At 39.7% G+C, this 19,416-nt stretch carries 15 protein-coding genes and 6 pseudogenes; all 21 read right to left on the bottom strand.

All coding sequences use genetic code 11. The features are described 5' to 3' along the window. Positions 1–98: 98 nt before the first annotated feature. A pseudogene (locus tag BQ5591_RS22230) lies at positions 99–470 on the bottom strand (GNAT family N-acetyltransferase); the annotation flags it as partial. Between the two features lie 108 nt (positions 471–578). Then, positions 579–1,151: pseudogene (locus BQ5591_RS22225) on the bottom strand (sugar O-acetyltransferase); the annotation flags it as partial. Positions 1,152–1,244: 93 nt separating this feature from the next. Continuing rightward, positions 1,245–1,643: pseudogene (locus tag BQ5591_RS22220) on the bottom strand (GNAT family N-acetyltransferase); the annotation flags it as partial. Continuing rightward, positions 1,636–2,046 (bottom strand): hypothetical protein, encoded by a 411-nt coding sequence (locus BQ5591_RS15980; RefSeq protein WP_071150780.1) that lies wholly within the window; start codon positions 2,044–2,046, stop codon positions 1,636–1,638. The gene BQ5591_RS15980 and the pseudogene BQ5591_RS22220, both read right to left, overlap by 8 nt. Positions 2,047–2,145: 99 nt before the next feature. Continuing rightward, positions 2,146–3,549 (bottom strand): mobilization protein, encoded by a 1,404-nt coding sequence (locus tag BQ5591_RS15975; RefSeq protein WP_071150073.1) that lies wholly within the window; start codon positions 3,547–3,549, stop codon positions 2,146–2,148. Positions 3,550–3,773: 224 nt separating this feature from the next. Further along, entirely contained in the window at positions 3,774–4,733 is a 960-nt protein-coding gene (locus BQ5591_RS15970; RefSeq protein ID WP_071150072.1) for a toprim domain-containing protein, read from the bottom strand. 216 nt (positions 4,734–4,949) lie between these two features. After that, entirely contained in the window at positions 4,950–6,026 is a 1,077-nt protein-coding gene (locus BQ5591_RS15965) for an AAA family ATPase (RefSeq protein WP_071150779.1), read from the bottom strand. 14 nt (positions 6,027–6,040) lie between these two features. Next, positions 6,041–6,349, bottom strand: a complete 309-nt coding sequence (locus tag BQ5591_RS15960; protein WP_007842330.1) for a DUF3853 family protein — start codon at positions 6,347–6,349, stop codon at positions 6,041–6,043. Between the two features lie 223 nt (positions 6,350–6,572). Continuing rightward, entirely contained in the window at positions 6,573–7,592 is a 1,020-nt protein-coding gene (locus BQ5591_RS15955; protein WP_071150071.1) for a hypothetical protein, read from the bottom strand. Positions 7,593–7,602: 10 nt separating this feature from the next. Beyond that, positions 7,603–8,040, bottom strand: a pseudogene (locus BQ5591_RS15950) (PDDEXK nuclease domain-containing protein); the annotation flags it as partial. Positions 8,041–8,157: 117 nt separating this feature from the next. Further along, positions 8,158–8,655, bottom strand: coding sequence for an HD domain-containing protein (locus BQ5591_RS15945; RefSeq protein WP_071150069.1), 498 nt, complete (start codon positions 8,653–8,655; stop codon positions 8,158–8,160). 37 nt (positions 8,656–8,692) lie between these two features. After that, entirely contained in the window at positions 8,693–9,433 is a 741-nt protein-coding gene (locus tag BQ5591_RS15940) for a class I SAM-dependent methyltransferase (RefSeq protein ID WP_008766909.1), read from the bottom strand. After that, positions 9,430–10,284, bottom strand: coding sequence for a nucleotidyltransferase domain-containing protein (locus BQ5591_RS15935; RefSeq protein ID WP_071150068.1), 855 nt, complete (start codon positions 10,282–10,284; stop codon positions 9,430–9,432). Before BQ5591_RS15935 ends, BQ5591_RS15940 begins: the two co-directional genes overlap by 4 nt. A gap of 230 nt (positions 10,285–10,514) precedes the next feature. Further along, the gene (gene msr(D) / locus BQ5591_RS15930; RefSeq protein ID WP_071150067.1) at positions 10,515–11,978 is read right to left on the bottom strand and encodes an ABC-F type ribosomal protection protein Msr(D); all 1,464 of its coding nucleotides are present in this window, start codon (positions 11,976–11,978) and stop codon (positions 10,515–10,517) included. A 120-nt stretch (positions 11,979–12,098) separates the two neighbouring features. Further along, a complete protein-coding gene (mef(A), locus tag BQ5591_RS15925; RefSeq protein ID WP_071150778.1) occupies positions 12,099–13,316 on the bottom strand; it encodes a macrolide efflux MFS transporter Mef(A) in 1,218 nt (405 codons plus the stop codon). Between the two features lie 41 nt (positions 13,317–13,357). Continuing rightward, positions 13,358–13,726 (bottom strand): annotated as a pseudogene (locus BQ5591_RS15920) (DUF1016 N-terminal domain-containing protein); the annotation flags it as partial. A gap of 66 nt (positions 13,727–13,792) precedes the next feature. Then, on the bottom strand, positions 13,793–15,076 hold the full coding sequence (locus BQ5591_RS15915) for a site-specific integrase (RefSeq protein ID WP_071150065.1): 1,284 nt from the start codon (positions 15,074–15,076) through the stop codon (positions 13,793–13,795). A gap of 440 nt (positions 15,077–15,516) precedes the next feature. Next, positions 15,517–16,152, bottom strand: a complete 636-nt coding sequence (locus BQ5591_RS15910) for a CatB-related O-acetyltransferase (RefSeq protein ID WP_083381005.1) — start codon at positions 16,150–16,152, stop codon at positions 15,517–15,519. A 12-nt stretch (positions 16,153–16,164) separates the two neighbouring features. Beyond that, positions 16,165–17,454 (bottom strand): annotated as a pseudogene (locus BQ5591_RS15905) (MATE family efflux transporter). 242 nt (positions 17,455–17,696) lie between these two features. Then, positions 17,697–18,317, bottom strand: coding sequence for a CatA-like O-acetyltransferase, family 2 (locus tag BQ5591_RS15900; RefSeq protein WP_071150064.1), 621 nt, complete (start codon positions 18,315–18,317; stop codon positions 17,697–17,699). Between the two features lie 74 nt (positions 18,318–18,391). After that, a complete protein-coding gene (locus tag BQ5591_RS15895; protein WP_071150063.1) occupies positions 18,392–19,213 on the bottom strand; it encodes a helix-turn-helix domain-containing protein in 822 nt (273 codons plus the stop codon). Between the last annotated feature and the right edge of the window lie 203 nt (positions 19,214–19,416).

Below are 19,416 nucleotides of genomic sequence, written 5' to 3'. Positions count from 1 at the left end.
TTGGAAATCAATGGCTTACAAGGTTAACACCCGATTTTACACCCAAGAATGTAAAGTCGGGTGTTTTTATATTCATTTAAGGAATCATGTTCTAGTGGTTATAATAATTTGCGCATGACAAAATTTGTCAGTTCCAGTTTGTTTGCCCTATACTTCTGTATTTTGACTATTTCATATCCTTTCTTTTCAAAGAACGGTCTGGCTGTCAGGCTTACTTCGGATGTTATTTCAGCAACTTCCAATTGCTTGGCAATGCGTTCAACTTCAGAAAGAAGTTGTGTGGCCACACCTTTGCCTTGCCAATCCTTGTGTACGAACATGGAATGCAGATAGCCGTCTTTATTCATAGATGAAAAGCCAACCATGCGGCCCGCCTCATCAAAAGCACCTATAAAATGATTGTGTGACAGAAGCTCTTTCAAATGCTCTACACTGTCACCACAAGATGCCCAATCTTCTACCTCTTCTTGTGTATAATGCCTGATATTAACATTCAGCACGGTAGAGCGAAATAATTCCTGCATTTCGGGAATGTCCTTTTCTTCGAGTGGGAGAAGCCTATATTGGGGGCTTAACCATCTAATCACTTTACATGGATTTCCAGCAGCAAGACAATTCTCAGGTATTGATTTTGTAACCACACTTCCTGCACCAATTACACTACCTTTTCCAATGGTTACTCCGGCAAGAATGATACTACCACCGCCAATCCATGCATTATCTTCTACGGTGATTGGTAAAGCTTTGGTTCTGAAAAATAGTTCCCCCGAATCTTCATTCCAATTTTCCACAAATCTCTCATCAAAATTAATTGGATGAGTAGCCGTATAAAACTGCACGTTTGGAGCAACTAGTACTCTATCACCAATATGAATCTGATTTTCATCCATCATCGTACAGTTCTTATTAATAATAGTTTGTTCACCAATAAAAATATGCTTACCACATTGACAAGTAAAGTTTTGTCCTACGCTTGAATGATTTCCAATGTTTCCTAACATTTTGGAAAGGATTTCTTTTTTTTCATTTTCCGCTGTTTTTATGTCATTTAACACGGACAAATAACCTTTTGTTCTATTTATCATCACTAACACTTCTGCATCCAGATAGTTACAATATTCTCCTGACAAAAAATGTTGGTAATTGCTCATTTTTTTATTCAATTCATTTACCATTAAGAATTCCTCCAATGTCTCTTTTATTATTTTGAATCCCAACTTAAGATACATATTAACTGCATAGTTGGCTTTTTGTACAGAAAGAGATACACGATTATATCCCTTATCTTTAAGGGATGCTAACATTTCGTTCATTAAATGACTTCCAATACCTTTATTACGGTATTCTTTATATAAAGAAATGGAAAGGGAGGGAGTTTGGTTGTCTATATGTCCGTAATCATTCATAATCCGTACCCATACAGCACCAATTACTTTTCCTGCACAATCAGCGACCAAACAAAAATCATCCTTTTTTGTTCCAAAGTTTTCAATATATAATTTTAATTCAGGTGCATTTATAACCTCTTTTGAGGGAGTTTCTATTCCTTTTGGGATGAAAATAGCTTCATAAAGGAATTCTCTTAATAAGAACGTTTCCTCTTGACGTAAAGGACGAGTTTTATAATTTATTGCATTACTCATAGCGTTCACACTTTCGTTGTAAATCTGATACATATTGTTTCTGTTGTTTTTTCAAATACCATTTGGCAAATGGATATAACCACCATTTCTTTACAGAAATCATTTCTATAAATTTAATTTCAGTTTTTGTATCAACTTGCTTGAAATATCCAGTCCACGTACCATATAAGTTTTTGTTATCCAAATCAAATGAATATTGGCTATATGGCTCAAACACTCTGACTATAAAATGTGTGATAATATCATCGCTATTTCTTTCAGTAAAATGCCTTTTATCAGAAAAGCTAATAGAAACAATATCACTACGCCATGAATAGTCATTTAAGGATGTTACAACTTTCCAAACTGTTTGTATATTACAGTTTAATGTGGCACAAATTGTTGATTTTATTTGTTTATCCATATAATTCAGTATTATAAGTGATGCCATAAAGATACGAAAAAGGAGCAACCAAAATAGCATTTGATTACTCCTCTCTTCTAAATTTGAGCGATTTAACAATTACAATTTGAATCCTCTGCTTTTTCTTGGCTCTTCTGTTGGTCTTCGTAAACTTTGCCGTAATTTATCAAACTGCTCTTTGAACCATTCTCCCATCTGTATCCTGTTTATAGTCAGTATGAGCTTACCGCTATCCATCGGATGTTTCTCAACCCTGAAAACATCGTTTTTGATATCAAACTTATGTCTGTGTTCTTCGGAATAAATTTTGCCACTACATTGTATGGCTTCTTTCTTTGTCAAGAGGCTCTCTATCATTTCTTTGGTGAATCCGATGGTAGCACACAATTTTTCCATTCTCAGCATCTCTTTAAGCATCGGAAACCACTTGAATGCCTTTTCAAGCAAGGTGTTAAGCCGGGAAATTTCCCTGTCTTTGGCTTCAAGCTCTTGATTGTGTATTCCTTGAAGATTGCGTATCTGTTTGCCGTGCTGTTCCTGCATTTGTTGCATCTTGGCTTTTAATGCATCAATACCTTTATCACGCTTGACAACTTCCTGACGCAATTTTTCATTGGCTTGTTCCAAATCTTTCAACTTTCCACTACCGAAAAGAGAACCGACACCGCTTGCTATGGCGGTGGCTGCATTGGTGGCTGTTTTCTTTAGCTTGTCGGTGCGTATTTCTGATTTCACCTGTTTCAGTTCCTGTTCAGCAAGACCTATCTGTTCTTCTTTGTGCCGTTTTGCAGCATCCATGCGTTGCAGTTCGGCTTTCTGCTTCTCAATGATGAAATCGTTACGCTCCAGATGCTCCTTGCCAGTAACAGCCTTTGACTGCCCACGCTCCATCAGGAGAATGTCGGATGCCAAACTCTGCATTTCCGTCATATCCTCGTCATTGAGCTTTCGGCTTTTACCTGTATCGTGGTTCATCCAGTCGAAAACGATATGTGCATGGTAATTCGGCTTGAACCACTTTTCACCGACTTGGAAACTCTCCCTATCTCCGGCTTCGGGTTGTCCACTAAGCCAGTGTCCCTCGTCCTTGTGCAGGAAGATTTGCAGCGGTGTGATACCCCAGCGTCTTTGGCATTCCTCACCGAATTTACGCACGTCTGCCAGTGTCGTATCCGGTCTGATGAGTAATACTCCCTCACGGATTGGTGAGCATCCAGCCACTTTTATAATCTTCCCATTCTTTCCCTTGCGTTCACGCTCCTTTTCCTGCATCGCTCGTCCGGTCTTTTCCTTGACCATCCGTTTGATGTTTTCATAGTGCGCCTGCAGGTCAGGACTACCGAAGCTGGGGTTTATCCACTGCTCGTTATTGGAAGTCAGTTCGGGCACGATGTAGATTTGAGATTTGCCGATATTGCGCATATACTCTGCTGCTCTTCGGTTATGAGCCCCGCTTGATGTAATTCTGCAGGGCTTGATATGTATGCTTGATTTTGTTGCCATATTCTTAAAATTTGATTTGGATTGTTGGTGAAATTTTCTGTTGTCCGCTCATAACCGCACAGGGTTCTTAGGGGTGTAACCCATAAGCGGAGATTGCAAAGAGAGGGTCACTCTTTGCTCTGGGTTCTCAGGGGAGAAACGCCCTGAGTGGGTTATTAGGGTAAAACCCTAATCCCCTCGGGAGAGCCCACAACTACGTAAGCGAAGCGTGTAGTTATAGTGGGCTATAACCGGAAGCCTTTCGGTTTCTTGGATAGCGTATCATTCCTCTTTTTGACAGATTGCGCTTGCTCTTTCCTATCGGCTATTCGTTTCTGTAAATATTCGTTCAGATCTTTACATCCACTGTAGATTTGCGAGGCGTCACGTATATACCGGGTAGCATCATACTCCTTTCGGATTTGCTGTATTGCTTCCATTCCTGCACGGTCATTGTCAAAGAAACAGTGGATGCGCTCATAGCTTCCCAACGGATAGAGTGCCTTGGGAACATTGGCTACGGAATTAAGAACTATGTAATCCTGTCTGTCGAAATCGGGTGATTGCGGACAGCTTTCCAGCCTTAAGGTAAGAAAGGAAAGGTAATCCATAAATCCCTCAAAAACGTAACATGCACTCCTTGGCTTTCCTGACTGTCTGATATGGGATATTTCTTTCGGTGCGATACATCCCTTGAAATATCGGTTGCGGATTTCATATCCGCCCGATATGTTCGGAAAAGCAATGGCGAAATACCGTTTGCCGTTGTGGGTGAAACGGGCTTCCTTACATTCTCTTTTCGCCAGTGCCGTGTTTATCCCTCTTTCCTGTAGGTAGGCAAGCAGGGCAGGAGAAGCCAGCAGCACAATGTCCAATTGCTGAAAACTCGGTTCGGAAAATGATTGCTTTCCAAAAGAGAAAGATACGGGACGTATGTACGGTGTCTGTTCCTCGATTTTCTGCAGAAGATAAGGCACATAGTCGGAACAGTAGAGTTCCTGTGCCAGTGCGATGATATTTCCACCTTTGCCGATTGCAAAATCATACCATTGGTTGCGCTCGGTATTTACTTTGAATGAAGGTTCTGTTTCTTCCCGTAGCGGGGATTTATACCACAGGTTGATACCTTGCTGCTTGACGGGAGAATGTCCCAAACTGTACAGAAAATCCGCTATCCTGATTTGTTTTGCTGTTTGTATATCCATAATAAGATGAGTGCTTGAATAATGGTTGGAATATTTATTTCTCTTTTCGCCCGTACCTTTTTGTGAAGTACGGTCTGTATAATCACTTCACTTTATTTTCGTATATATAGGATACGGTAATAAAGTGAAGCGGTTTTACATTCTCTGCAACCGCTTCGCTTTATCCTTAATATATAGACCTGCCGAATAAAGTGAAGTGATTACAGGTTAGACGGTCTAATAGTGAAAGTCCGGCTTGAACGTGTATTTCCTGCCGTTCTCCTGTACTATCATCCGTTTGTTCCGGAGCATGGTGATAAGTGATACTGCTTTTTGATGGTTCAGTTTTACACCTACCGACATATATGACTTGATTAAGGCGGTTTCCAAATCCTTGTAGCCGTATTCCTCTTTCAGTCCGAAAGCCGCTTCCAGTGCTATGCGGTGCTGTTGTTCGGTAATATGCCTGTAAGGGTCGAACTTTTCCTCTTCCGGTCTTCCGGGTTTCTTCGCTTCGGGTCTGTACCCCTCTATGAGTTCAGGCAATGCATTGTCGTTGATACGGAAAGCGAAAGGCTCGAAATCCATTGCACGGATGTGCATGGCTGAAACATTGCTTATATCCCCGTTGCTCTTGTCCTTTTCCACCAGCAGAACAGTTTCCGCCTTGTTGTTCAGCTCCGTACCGATATGCCCTCTTGCGTTTTCATCGCCTTTGTTTTGGTGGAGTATCGTATGGATGTGTATCTGCCTGTCATCCGTCCACTGCATCAGTTTGGATATAATGCGTGTCGATTCTCCCGGACTGTTGATGTCATATACCATATCACGGATGCCGTCTATGATTACAAGCCCTATGTCCGGTGTATTATAGATAGCCTGTTCGACAATCCTGATACGCTGTTCGGGCGTGTATTTCCTCAAAGCGAGAAACTCCAGATGTTCATTATCCCTGTCATCAGGAAGACCAGCAAGCCGTAAAATACGTTTCATGACTTTCAGACAGTGATAATGGCTTTGTTCCGTGTCCACATAAAGAATCTTCCTTTTTTCTTCCGGTAGTTCCGCAACATACCGCAGTACCGTACCGTTTTTCAATGCGGCGGCTACGATAGCCGATACATTGAAAGTCTTTTTACTCTTGGCTTTGCCGATGGATGCACTGAAATTGCCCAGTGTACCAATGACCGAACCTTGCACTTTTAGAATCTCAGGTGCTTTTTCGTAGATTTTCGACAGGCTCAGGCGTGAGGCTTGCCAAAGGATTATAGCCTGTTCTGCCGAAATCTCCTTTATTTCTTTCATATAGTCCATAAGCATACCTCCCATTATTTCCGTCCTCCTGTTTTCTTCCCGGCAAGTTCAAGAGCCAATTCCGCATCTACGATAATCTTGCGCCCTATCTGGGTAATCGCCTTGTCTATCTTACCGCTTTTCTTTATGCGGTTGGCAGTGGGCAGACTGCACCCGAACAGTTTGGCTATGCCGAGTATTCCGTACACATACTTCTTTTCCGTGTCTGTAACGGGTTGCGGCAATGCTTCGGCCTGACCTGAAGCGTGCTTACTCAGGAATATGAATTCTTCGCCTGTCATCTGCCAGACGGGTTTTGATAATAATTCTTGGATATTTGTCATCGTCCAATCTATTTAGTCGTTAAACAATCAGCCCTGCGCACTGGCTGTTATTTCTGTTCTCGAACGATGCAAAATTAGGTAGGGTTATGAGTGGTAAGGATGGGGACGGTACAAACTGAATATCATTGTATCTTATTGAATATCAGAAAATAAAAATACCACTCAAAAATTATTTTGAGTGGTAAAAGTGGAACTTTCGTAAAGTATCAGGATATATCACGGATTATCTGAATATATGTTCCATTTCCTTGGCGAAATTTTGGTTGCTGTCACTGGGGAAATCTGAAACAGGCTCCTTGTACTTGGATTTGTAGTAGCTGTCGTCAATATCCAGCAGTTTCAGTATTCTGTCTTTCCATTTGTCCCTGTCCTGTTTGGAGAGTTTCTCGCTCATCAGGAATATCAGATAGCATACACGTATTTTCTCTCTCGGTTTTATTTTCAGCTTGCAGTTGCAGGGGTGAAGATTCATATTGGCATAAAAATCCGGTGCGGAAATTTCTTCGAACTGTTCTCCTTCGCACACCTCATGAATGAGCGAAAGTAATTTCATGCTGAAATATTCCTGCTGTTCTTCTGTTGTTTCCCGTTGATTGATTGGTTTATCCGGTTCATACTCTTGCTGCCCGTCAGGAATGTATTTCTTCAATATATCCAGAAAAAGGCAGCTTTGACGGTATATGTCCGCACAACAGTTCTTCATATATTGGAATGCCTCTGTTCTTGTAGCCTTTTGCTGGTCATAGAGTTTGTTCAGTTTGGCTTTTTCCCTGTCATATTCAGCCTTGCAGCGTTCATATTCTTTCTCTGCCTGTTTTTCCTCTTCGGCTGTATGCTCCCTGTAACCAATGGAATCATACCTGTTGTTGGCTTCATTCAGCGGCTTGCTCAGACTTCTTGTAACATCCAGCTGGGCTTCAATTTCCTGAGAATACCTTTCCATGTGCTGATAGCAAGCACGTTCTATGGCTCTGTCACTTAACGGGCGTATCTCATAAGCCTGTATGCTCTTTTCTATTTCAGTTTTCAGGCTGTTGAGTATCAAGGTGTATTGCTCTTTTTGCTTGTCAAGCACCAGTTCAAGGATAGCGGCTTCAAAAGATTTCATGTCATTATACTCCTGATAGAAATCCGATATGAATTTCTGCCTGTCAAAAGAAAAAGCGTAATTATCTATATAGTCTCTGTATATTCTGTTGAGTTCTCCATATTGGGGAATCATCGTCTGTATCTTTCCTGCCATATACTTTATATTATGGGTTCTTGTCCTTGTCAAGGAATAAGGTCAGTTCTTCTTCCATTTCTTCTATACTCGGTAGGGCAGATTTCAGATTTTCGGGTACTGCCTTGCTCAGTTGGTAATCGCTGATACCTATCGGCTGGTCATAGCCTGTCAATGCGTATTGTGCTACAACTTCGTCTTTTCCCTTGCACAGCAACAACCCGATAGTCTTGTTGTCATTCTCTCCCCTCAGTTTATCATCCACCACATTGATGTAGAAGTTCAGTTGCCCTGCATACTCCGGTTTGAATGGGGTAGCCTTTAATTCTACCACGATATATGCGTGCAGTGGAATAGAATATAGTATCAGGTCTGCATAGAAATCGCTGTTTCCGACTTGGAAATGTTTCTGTCGTGCAACGAAAGCAAAGCCATTGCCCATTTCCAGCAAGTAACGGGTAACGTGCTTATAATTATACCATATCCGGAACCCGCATGGTAGTGCGGATAAAATCAGAGGTTCCCTAGGGTTAAACTTAACTACTATTTTTCTTTGCGATATAAAATACATAACTGTAATAATCTACTACCAATCTAAAATAAAGCGATTATAAGCTATCCTTTTTCCTGTGTTTGTTTTAAAGTTTTCACCTATACACTTTTTTATCTTTTCCTGTTCTTTTTCTTTATCCATAACCGTTAAATTTTCAAGCAAATCAGCTTCCCATTGTATTTGAAAATCAAGTCCATCAATTTTAGATGGAGTATGATGGTTGCCTATTATAAAGCATATTCTATCAATATTTTTGTTATAGCCTACCTTTTTTAATATTTCTTTCGCTACTGCTGGTCCTTCCTTTTCTTGATAGACACCATCAATAGAACCGTATTTTTTTTGTGCTTCAACCGCACCAATATCATGTAGTATAGCAATAATACTGATGAATTCTTTTTCTTCCTCTCCGATATTTTCTCCTTTCATTATATCTTCTGCATTTTTCAAAACTTTGAGAGTATGCTCTATGCCAAAAGGAATTTCTTTGAATACTTCTTTCATCTCTATAATAATTTTTTCTTTAAACATAAATTACCTCCATTTATACCTTATAGGTGTTTTAGTTCTATCTATCCACTTTTTTGTTCGCCGATACAATCAGCATCATGGGACGGCGCATTTCATCCTGCATCCCCGGAATATCCATCATGTTTTCCGGCGGCTGCGGCTCCACAATATGATTTATTATAAAACCATTTGAAAGCAGTGTATTTAGATATGTGGTCAGTGTTCTATGATATTTTGTAACCTTTTCTCCCAAAAACACAGCTGTCCGTTTGCCCTCATAATAATAATTATCCACCGGAAAATGCAGTATTTCTCCTTTTTCGTTATAATGCCAGTCTTGTGTTCCATAGGCAGTAAAAACAGGATGTTCAACCGTAAAAACTAGCTTACCACCAGACTTCAGTATTCTATATATCTTTTTTACTAAAATCTCATAATCTGCTACATAGTGAAACGCAAGTGAACTTAATATTACATCAAAACTCTCCTCTGGGAATTCCACATCTTCTATAGCACAGCATTTATATTCAACCTGTGGAAAATGTGTTTTTTCTTTGGCTACCTCGAGCATTTTATGAGAAATATCAACACCTACAACAGAAGAAGCACCGTGTTCCATCGCATAAATACAGTGCCATCCATAGCCGCATCCTAAATCAAGCACACGCTTATCTTTAAAATCCGGCAGCAGCTTTCTCAATGTTTCCCATTCTCCTGCACCGGCTAGTCCCTGCTGTGAGCGACTCATTTGACTGTATTTTTGAAAAAATATATTATCATCATATTTGTTTTCTTTCATCTGAATTCCCCCTCGTTTAAAAAGTTATTTATCTCCGTTGCAATTTTTTTCACTTCTTTATAAAGCTTCTCGGTCATATCGTAGCATTCAAAAAGTGAAAGACCGAGTACTTCAAAAATATGATTAACCCTTTCGGCATATTTTTCAGGTTTATATTCAAAAGTTTCAAGCAGTTTTATAGCTTTCTTTTCGTTAATGCAATAAGCATTATTGCATGCAAATAGTACTTGATTTAAGCATGAAATAATACGAAAAACATGGCCTGCAATATAATATTTATCCTCTGCTCCCGCATTTGCTTTTACAAACATTAAAGAGAACTCTGCTTCAAATATAAAAAAGTTTATCAAGCTCTTCTTTAGAGCACCAGGGTAAATTTCCGCCTGATTTTTTAATTCGCATAAGCTTTCATTTTTAGCATATTGTATCTTGCTGATAGCCAATTCTCCACGATACATAGCACTTATATAACCATGGGGATGCCCGGTCTGATAATTTGCAGTAACAATTCCTTGCTCCGTATCCTTGATTATTTGTTCCACCCGTTTTATATCACGTAAAATCAAATCAACATGATACCCGTTCATAACTAACCATCCGCCGCCATTGATCCAATCACCCCACGCTCCGGGAGGTACAACAAGGTTGTTTCTATTCTCATCATCCAATTCTGTAGCAATTTGATTAATCGCTGTCAGGTCAAATGATTCTGAATTGTAATAGATTCCGATATCTATATCAGAATCCTCTGTATGGGTGCCTCTTGCACGGGAACTCCCTAATACGATGCCTTCTATATAAGGCAAAGAGGATAATTTTTCTGTCACTGATTGAATAATATTATCTATCATACTGAATCACTCCTTTCAATATCAAAAGCTATATCCCATGCTGAGAAACGCCTTTTTTGCCATGTGTTCCTTATGCTTTACGTATATTTCTATGGAAAGAGGGCCTTCAAAATTCATCTTGAAGGCCTTATTTTTTCTGATTAGAGGTCTAACCTACTTAACGTTTAGTTAAAATCAATAACCTCTTTCACGGCCTACTTACGATCTGTCAAATACGAAAAGTAAAATAATTATCGGACTAAGTTTAATTTCTTATCTTTAATTTCATAAATTACATCAGCCACATTTTCAAGTAACCGTTTGTCATGGGTGATAAACATGATCGTTCCTGCATATTCCTTCATTAGTATTTCCAAGGCCTCCAGGCTTGGTATGTCAAGGAAGTTACTGGGTTCATCCATTAGTAGGATGTTATATCTACCCATAAGCATTTTAGCTAGCAATAATTTCATAATTTCGCCACCGCTTAAAATAGATAAGCTTTTTCCAATATCGTTCTGCTTAAACCCCATGGATGCAAGCACGGAACGAATTTCTGAAACATTGTAATCACAATCCTCCTTCATAAACTCCATAACATTCTGATTACTGTTGTACTTGTAACCATTTTGTGCAAAGTAACCTATTTTTGCCTTAGGTGAAATAGAAATTCCTTCTTCATGGTTTAAGATCATTCGGATTAAAGTTGTTTTTCCGGTTCCATTACCACCAGTTAACGCCACTTTTGCTCCTAGAGGAATTTGAAAAGATGCATTTTCAAACAGTGCCTTATCCCCAAATATTTTATTAATTTCCGTACCGACTATAGGGTATGGATTATGGAGCTCCAATGCTTTACTTTGCCTGAAACGAATTCTGCGAATGTCTTCCGGAGCTTCTACATTTCCTAAGGCTGCAATCCTGTGCTCTAGGGATTTAGCGGCATTATGCATCTTTTTTTCCTTACTTCCTATTGATTTTTGATGAGCTAAACGCCCTCCGCCTTCAGTACTTTTTTTCTTTGAAGCACCTTTCGCCTTCTGTTCTATTTTACGAGCCTGTTTTCGCTTTTCCTCCGCAGCCCTTTCCAATCGGGCACGTTCCGCAATAAATTGTTCGTATTCTGCAGCTTGACTCTTGCGTTCTTCCTCTTTCTGGCGAAGATAATCAGAATAGTTTCCCCAATACTCAGTGATTTTGCAATCTTTCAGCTCCCATATTTTATCTACTACCTCATCAAGAAAATATCGGTCATGGCTAATAACTAACAGTGCACCTGTAAAATATTTTAGTTGTCCAATTAGAAAATCAATTCCTTCACGGTCTAAATGGCTCGTAGGTTCATCCGCTAAAATACCATGAACCTGTGCCGATAAGGCCTGTGCTATTTTAAGCCTTGTTTCTTCACCACCGCTCATGGTCTGTATATCTAATTGCTCAACACCGAGCTTGCCTACAAGTGCAAAATCTTTTTCCACCTGCAAAGTTACCTCGTCCAACTGGGGAATATAGGCAAGTTCACCCAGACGATTCATTTTACATCCTGGGGGAGTTAATTCTCCTAAAAGTACCCTGAGTAAAGTGCTTTTTCCAGCACCATTTGCTCCTACTAAACCAATACGGTCATAATCATATATTTCTAATTCTTCTATATCTAAAACATCGCGTCCTTTGAATTCCACACGAATGTCTTTAGCTTTTAATATCAATTCCATAAAATTTTCCTCCTGTCTATAATCGCATGTTTTCATTTGCTTGTACGCAGGGAAAACCCTGCGATTTTAGCAGGAAGAATTACATGAAAATAAGATACATAAATATCCCTCCAATATTGTTTATTTTAAATCTAATTTCCTAATCTCAGTTATCATCGGGCAAGCTATGGCAATGCAAATAATTAAAATACCTGATAGTAAAAACCAATAATTTACACCGATTCTATCAGCAAAGAACCCAGAAAGAATTAATCCAATTGGCATAGCAAGTGACATGATACTACCAGTCAAAGAAAATACACGTCCTAAATATTCAGGTTTAATTTTCTCCTGAAAAAGAGCTGTTTGCACGCCGCTATAAAATGGCACCGAAAGCCCCATTATTGCACAGCAAATTACAAATATAACAAATCCACTTGTAGGAAGTATTCCTGAAACGGCTAAACTGGCCCCCATGATAAAAAATGAACCTGTTATTAGTAGTACACGCTTTTTGAAACTTCCTAATCTCCCCAATAGTAAGCCTCCTACTAGCATTCCAGATGCAAAAGCGATTTCGGTAATAGAACTATGCACAGGTGTTCCATTAAAGTATTCCATGCTTATTAAAGGAAATAGTGCATTAATTGGCATATAAACAAAAGTATATAGTGTTCCTAAGAGTAATAAGGCAAATAATCCTTTGTTTTGTCTCAGTACGACAATTCCTTCTTTCATTTCTCTTATGAAATTTGGTTTCAAGCTTTGCACTTGAACGCCCAGCTTAGGAATACGTACAATTGCTACCGTAATAGACGCCATCACTGCCCCCAATACATCGATGGCAATAATAGCATTTAATTCCCAAACGGAATATAACAATGCTGCAACCGCCGGACTAACAATATAGCTTATAGACTGTAAAGACTGACTATAGCCTGCACATTTCGTAAGCTGTTCTTCTGGTACTAAAAGTGGCGTAACAGCATTGAGTGCTGGGGTATGAAAAGCCGTTCCAATGCTACGGATAAACAATACTACCATAACCATCCAGATAGGTAGCTCCATATACAATGCAACAATAGCAAGCACTGCCCCAGCTGCTGCGATAATTAAATCAGCACCAATCATTATCTTCTTCCTATCATGACGATCCACTAATACACCAATGGCTGGTCCAAAGACCGCATAGGGTAAAAAACCTACTAGTGAAGCCATAGACAAGACCATCGCAGATCCTGTTTTCTCTGTAAGGTAAAAAATAATCGCCATTTGCAGGATGGCACTAGTGATTAATGATACTGCCTGCCCTGCCCATATTGTATAAAACTTAAGTTTCCAATTGTTGTATTTTTCCATTGATATTATCTCCTGCATATTATTTTGCTTGAATTTCTATTTTGATTAGTAATGTTTTGAATATTGGGGACAGACAGTATTGAATCTGTTTCAATAAAACTACGAAGTACATTTAACGGATATAAACGGGCAAACTGGCACATATAAGTAAGATTACGCTCCGAATATCCTTTCTTTTCCGGGTAATTGAATCGGATTGCCTGCGCCAACTTCTTGATAATTTTACCTCCCCACCCATGCAGGTTTTGATGATACAGTATATAGTTGCCCATTTTCCAGTAATGGAACAACATCTGGGCATTGGCTGCGGTAATTAACCGGATTTGTGCCTGTTCTATTTCCGAACCGACAGCATGGACAAAGGCATCAAAATGACCTTTCTTTATATTATGTTCGTTGTTATTTTCCATATCACTAACTATTACTTAACAAAGATAACTCTAATAATGGATAATCTGTGAAACTGACTGATACTTTTAGAGTTGGTTAAACTTGTTCATTGCATTGGCCTTAATATCATCTGCTATGTCAATGTAAGGCTTCATGGCTTTATAATCACTGTGCCCTGTCCATTTCATTACAACCTGTGCAGGAATACCGAGAGCCAGTGCATTACAGATGAATGTCCTTCTTCCTGCATGTGTGCTGAGTAATGCGTATTTCGGTGTAACTTCATCTATACGTTCATTTCCTTTGTAGTAGGTTTCACGTATAGGTTCGTTAATTTCTGCCAGTTCGCCCAGCTCTTTCAGGTAATCGTTCATCTTCTGGTTGCTGATGACGGGCAGAGCCATGTAATTCTCGAAATGGATGTCCTTGTATTTGTCCAGTATGGCTTTGCTGTATTTGTTCAGTTCAATCGTCAGGCTGTCGGCAGTCTTGACTGTGGTTATTTCGATGTGGTCGGACTTCACATCGCTTCTTTTCAGATTGCGAACATCCGAATACCGCAAACTCGTAAAGCAGCAGAACAGGAAAACATCACGCACACGTTCCAGGTATTGCTTATCCTTGGGTATCTGGTAGTCTTTCAGCTTGTTCAGTTCATCCCAAGTCAGGAAGATTACTTTTTTCGAGGTGGTTTTCAGTTTCGGTTTGAACGTATCGTATGCAATGTTCTGATGATGTCCTTTCTTGAAGCTCCAGCGCAGGAACCATTTGAGGAATCCCATTTGTTTACCGATGGTACTGTTTCTCATGTCTTTCTTGTCGCGCAGGAAATTGACATATTCGTTCAGTCCGAATTCATTGAAATATTCAAAGGTTAAATCTTCCTTGAACTCTTTAAGGTGATTTTTTACGGCTGCAAACTTTTCGTATGTGGATTCAGTCCAGTTATTCTGATTGCCGCATTCTTTTACAAATTCATCGAACACCTCCCAAAAACTTATCTGTGCTTCTTCCTGCTGTTCTTCGTTGGCATTCTTCATCCGCAGGTTGAATGCATCCTTTAGTTGTTGGGTAGTTGGCATGGTTTCCTGTACCTCAAACTCCTTGAACACATTTTGAATTTCGGCATAGTATTTCAGCAGATCGGCATTGATTTCAGATGCACTTTGCTTTAGTTTGTTGGTACACCCGTTCTTTACTCGCTGCTTGTCGGAATCCCATTTGGCTACATCGATGCGGTAACCCGTTGTAAACTCAATGCGCTGGCTTGCGTATATGACGCGCATACGGATGGGGACATTCTCCACAATTGGCACACCGTTCTTTTTCCGGCTTTCCAATGCAAAAATGATGTTTCGTTTGATATTCATAATTGGGTGCGTTTGAAATTCTACACCCAAATATACACCCAATATTTGGAATAGCAAAAGATATTCAGAAAGATTTAGATTTACTATGTATTCCAAATTGTGTGTGATTATCAGTAATTTGTAATTTTATGATATTTCTTGAATATGTAGGTTTGAGAGCCTGTCTCTCCGCTGAAACCTAAGACATTAGGTAGGCAGATTAAGGAAAGTCCCGTAAAATCAACGTTTTACGGGACTTTTTCTATTTAGCCGATGGACAACCGAAAGACATTAAAATGGCCACTTCTGACATGCTTTCGTTACTAAATCGTTACTGAAAATTGGGAAAATCTTCTGTAACGATTTTGGGGGTAAATACTTGATTTGTTGTTTGTTGATGCTTAAATGTCTGTTTATAACCCAATTGTTAATTATTCCTTTGCAGAGGAAAGTTATTACACCTATATATTTTCATTCTTTAATAACCTGTCAATATCTCCACTTGTAAGATAGGGCAAACATTGCTTGATTTTCTCGTAAGACCAATCCCACCATTTTAATGCTTCCATTTTTTGAATTGTATCGTCTGTAAAACGTTTCCTTATCGGTTTGGCAGGAACACCACCAACTATCGTATAAGGCGGTACATCTTTCGTAACAACAGCACGGGCGGCTATGATTGCTCCGTTGCCGATGTGAACGCCAGCCATAATCAATGCTTCATAGCCTATCCATACATCGTTGCCTATCACGATGTCGCCTTTGTTATCCCAAGCTGTTGCTACATCTGATTTTTCTAAATTCCAATCTTCATAAAAAAGCGGAAAAGTATAGGTGGATAATGACTTTAGCATATGGTTGGCACAGTTGAACAGAAATTTCACACCGCAGGCAATGGAACAAAACTTGCCAATTATCAGCCGCTCATGGTTAATAGGATAATGATAAAGCACATTGTTCTGCTCGAAAAGTAACGGGTCGGATACGAAATCATTGTAGATGGTGTAGTCGCCCACTTCGATAGACGGGTCTTTTACAACCGCATTCAGGTACACAGTCTGCGTGTCGCCTGTTCGTGGATATATCTTTTTCATCATGACATTCAGTTTTTAATAGTGTTTATATTTAAGATAGATAACAGACTGCACCCCAAGTCCAATCACGAACAAGTATTCTACCGTCCAATAAACGGCAAGGGGTACATCCCAATAGCTCAATCCCCACAGGTAGAGCAGATAGGCAACAATGGTTGTCGCCTGAAAGATGAAAGCTGTTCGTGTTGCTCCTGTTCCCGTTATAGCATTCATATAGACATAACCGGGTAAGGCAAAGACGTAGTTAAGCAACATGACCACAAATGGCAACCATGCAGTTTGTACGATATTCGAATTATCTGTATAGACACTGACAACAGGCTGATGGAATACCAACGCAAGCGTAATCAGCGGTAAGCCGATGGCATAGCCTAATCGGATTACCCTGCTGCATAGCGGAAACACTTGTCCTCTTTCGTTTGCTCCAATCAGATTGCTTACCAACGAGCCAGTTGTGGTGGCAAACGAACTGACGATGACAAAGAACAGGGCAGATATGCTTCGGAGAATGTTTGCCACTGCCAGTTGCAATTCTCCCAAATGTTCTATTGCTACGAAGAACAGGAACCAAGGGGCTACGCTGATAAACGAATGGAACATGCTCCAAACGGATACACGACAAACATGGAGTAATACACCTTTGTCGAAGCTCCAAGACAAGCCATAAAGCCTTTTATCCATTATACGTGAAACACGGATTGCCAGCACTGCCAACGAGCATGCTTCGGAAAAAGACGATGCGATGGCTGCACCTGCTATTCCCATGTTCCAATGGAATATGAGCAGCCAATTACTTGGAATGTTTACTAATACGGCTGTCAGAGCCGCCATGTTCAAGGCTTTTGTATAGGTAATACCGACCATGAACGAACGTAAAGCAAGGAATGGAAAGGAGAACAACAGTCCCCAAATTCACCCGTCCAAATAATCAATCACAGCATGATAGACTTCCGCAGAAGCAATCAGCTTACTTAGAATAATCGGGGAAAACAGTTTGGAGAACAAATACAAAAAGACAGCAAGTCCCGACAGGAAAAACAATCCTTGAAAAAATGTCTTCCCTGTTTCGGAATAATGCTGCTCGCCATTACGCCGTGCGATAACGACTTGTAAACCCAAACTGAAACCGAAACCAAGCATATAGATAGCCAGATACCAAATCCCGGCAAGGGCGGATGCACCCAGTTCTATTTCTCCTACATGCCCCAAGAAAATAGCATCGGTAATATTGATAAGTTGTTCGATAAGGATGCTCATCATTACGGGAAAGTTGATGAGCCAAATATTCTTATATGTATAGTTCATTGTTCAACTTGATATGATACGACAAGTCCTGCTGCACAAGGGCGGCATGACACATCGCATAATTGTGAATTTGGAATAATGGCAAAACAAGAAAGGACAAACCTGTTATAAGCCTGTCCGTTGCTGAATAGCTATGATTAAAATGCTATCCGTTAAGCGTAGCTATATGCACACTTGCCATTTCATATGGGTTGAACAACTCTATTTTTTGTTAGTATTGCAAATATAGCATTTGTTCTTGATTATACCTCCAAGTTCTTGATTTCTTTTTGTAGATTTTCCAAAAAACGGGAAGCATGTGCGCCATCCATTTGTGTATGGTGAAACTGAAAAGAGACCGTCAATGTACGCTTCCACAACCTTCGTTTATATTTACCCCAGATTAAAAACGGATTATTGAACACACCGCTGTACATACCTACTGCCCCATCTATCTCATATTGTGCAAGAGCAGATGTACCAATGACCATGCTGTCCGTCAGGTCATGATTTTGGCAACTTTCAGAAACTTGCTTCGTAAGTCTCAGATAATCAGTATTGAACTGCTGCAAATTATTGGAAAAAGGAATATCGCAGGAACTAACTTCGCCCTCTCGATTGGCTACAATAGAACAGACAGCAAGATTGTCGTATTGCATTAACTTCTTGTCAACAGGAAGCATATAGAACTCTTTTATGTCGCTTGCTGCTTTTCCGATACACCAGCACATCAACATATTGAACTTTAGCCTTGTCCGTTTGCTGATTTGGGTTAGGCGAGTAACATCTATGGTCTTGAAAAAGGTGAGCATGGGCATGGGGGCATTCATCCACAATTCAAATGCATAGGCACGGGTTGTTTCTTTTGGATTTACTTCTTTCATTCTATCATTCATTTTAAGTTTAATCAGAGCAAAGGTAAGTCGGCTATCAAACTATGGATAGAATAAAAGGGACATTATATAGGGTTGTTAAACAAATCGGAATAAGGCTTGCATACGTTTAACAAAGACAATGGCGTATAACCGCTAAATTGTTTAAACTCCCGGATAAAATGCGATTGGTCTGCGTAGCCACATTGATATGCAATTTGAGCCAGATTTGTATCTTCTGTGTAATGCTGTAGCAGTTTCAATGATTTCTGGAAACGAACAATTCTTGCATATTCCTTCGGATTCGCACCTACCAGCTCATTGAACAGACGCTCAAATTGTTTTTTGCTCAAACAGACAGTAGAAGCCAGTTCTGTGACGGAAATGGCAGGCATGGTGAATAGTTGTTGGATTGCGGAAGCTATTCTTTTGAGATTGCATGTAGTTTTTGAAGTCAATGCGTCTATTATTCGAGATAACAGCCATTGCTCTATTATTGTAATACATGAGTTGGTATCTTCATAATTAAAGATTTGCGCAGCCAGTTGTTTTAATTTTGCGTTTTCAATGTCATAACCGGAAATCTCTTGATTATGTAATAAAGATATGGGCATATTCAAGAAGGCTTTTAGAACGTATGGCTGAAACACAACCACTATCATTTCCACATTTCCATCCGCATATAAATGGGAAGGATAATTTACCTGACCGCTGATGCAAAATTCCGATTGGGCGGTTTGCAACTCCGGGATATAGAGTGGTGTTTGTTTGTGGAAAATGATTTGAGGACAACCAATAGGAAAAGTAAGAGTATTCAGCGGTTGATTGCTTTTGAATACCCAATAATATCGAACGTAAGGTTGTAATAACTTACATGGCTTATAAAATTGGAATTTATCTTGAATCATTTTACAAAGGTAAGGCTTTTTGTTGTTTCTTATTGGCTATGAACAAAAATATAGCTGCAAATAAAATAACTTGCAGACATTTTTAATCTATTAACACGTGTTAGTTTTTTCGTTGAGACCTAAAGGTATTAAAATGCCTACTTCTGACAAGGTTCCGTTACAAAATCGTTACAGGAAAATCGGGAAAATCTTCTGTAACGGTT

Origin of the sequence: Bacteroides ndongoniae (genome assembly GCF_900108345.1) — a bacterium.
GTDB lineage: Bacteria > Bacteroidota > Bacteroidia > Bacteroidales > Bacteroidaceae > Bacteroides > Bacteroides ndongoniae.
Note: the sequence above shows the minus strand (reverse complement) of the source record. Positions and strands in the feature narration are given on the sequence as shown.

What these genes read in the sequence shown, in the direction of transcription:
- BQ5591_RS15980 (WP_071150780.1), bottom strand. Translation starts at nt 2,046, where the DNA reads ATGGATAAACAAATAAAATCAACAATTTGTGCCACATTAAACTGTAAT.
- BQ5591_RS15975 (WP_071150073.1), bottom strand. Translation starts at nt 3,549, where the DNA reads ATGGCAACAAAATCAAGCATACATATCAAGCCCTGCAGAATTACATCA.
- BQ5591_RS15970 (WP_071150072.1), bottom strand. Translation starts at nt 4,733, where the DNA reads ATGGATATACAAACAGCAAAACAAATCAGGATAGCGGATTTTCTGTAC.
- BQ5591_RS15965 (WP_071150779.1), bottom strand. Translation starts at nt 6,026, where the DNA reads ATGGACTATATGAAAGAAATAAAGGAGATTTCGGCAGAACAGGCTATA.
- BQ5591_RS15960 (WP_007842330.1), bottom strand. Translation starts at nt 6,349, where the DNA reads ATGACAAATATCCAAGAATTATTATCAAAACCCGTCTGGCAGATGACA.
- BQ5591_RS15955 (WP_071150071.1), bottom strand. Translation starts at nt 7,592, where the DNA reads ATGGCAGGAAAGATACAGACGATGATTCCCCAATATGGAGAACTCAAC.
- BQ5591_RS15945 (WP_071150069.1), bottom strand. Translation starts at nt 8,655, where the DNA reads ATGTTTAAAGAAAAAATTATTATAGAGATGAAAGAAGTATTCAAAGAA.
- BQ5591_RS15940 (WP_008766909.1), bottom strand. Translation starts at nt 9,433, where the DNA reads ATGAAAGAAAACAAATATGATGATAATATATTTTTTCAAAAATACAGT.
- BQ5591_RS15935 (WP_071150068.1), bottom strand. Translation starts at nt 10,284, where the DNA reads ATGATAGATAATATTATTCAATCAGTGACAGAAAAATTATCCTCTTTG.
- BQ5591_RS15915 (WP_071150065.1), bottom strand. Translation starts at nt 15,076, where the DNA reads ATGAATATCAAACGAAACATCATTTTTGCATTGGAAAGCCGGAAAAAG.
- BQ5591_RS15910 (WP_083381005.1), bottom strand. Translation starts at nt 16,152, where the DNA reads ATGATGAAAAAGATATATCCACGAACAGGCGACACGCAGACTGTGTAC.
- BQ5591_RS15900 (WP_071150064.1), bottom strand. Translation starts at nt 18,317, where the DNA reads ATGAAAGAAGTAAATCCAAAAGAAACAACCCGTGCCTATGCATTTGAA.
- BQ5591_RS15895 (WP_071150063.1), bottom strand. Translation starts at nt 19,213, where the DNA reads ATGATTCAAGATAAATTCCAATTTTATAAGCCATGTAAGTTATTACAA.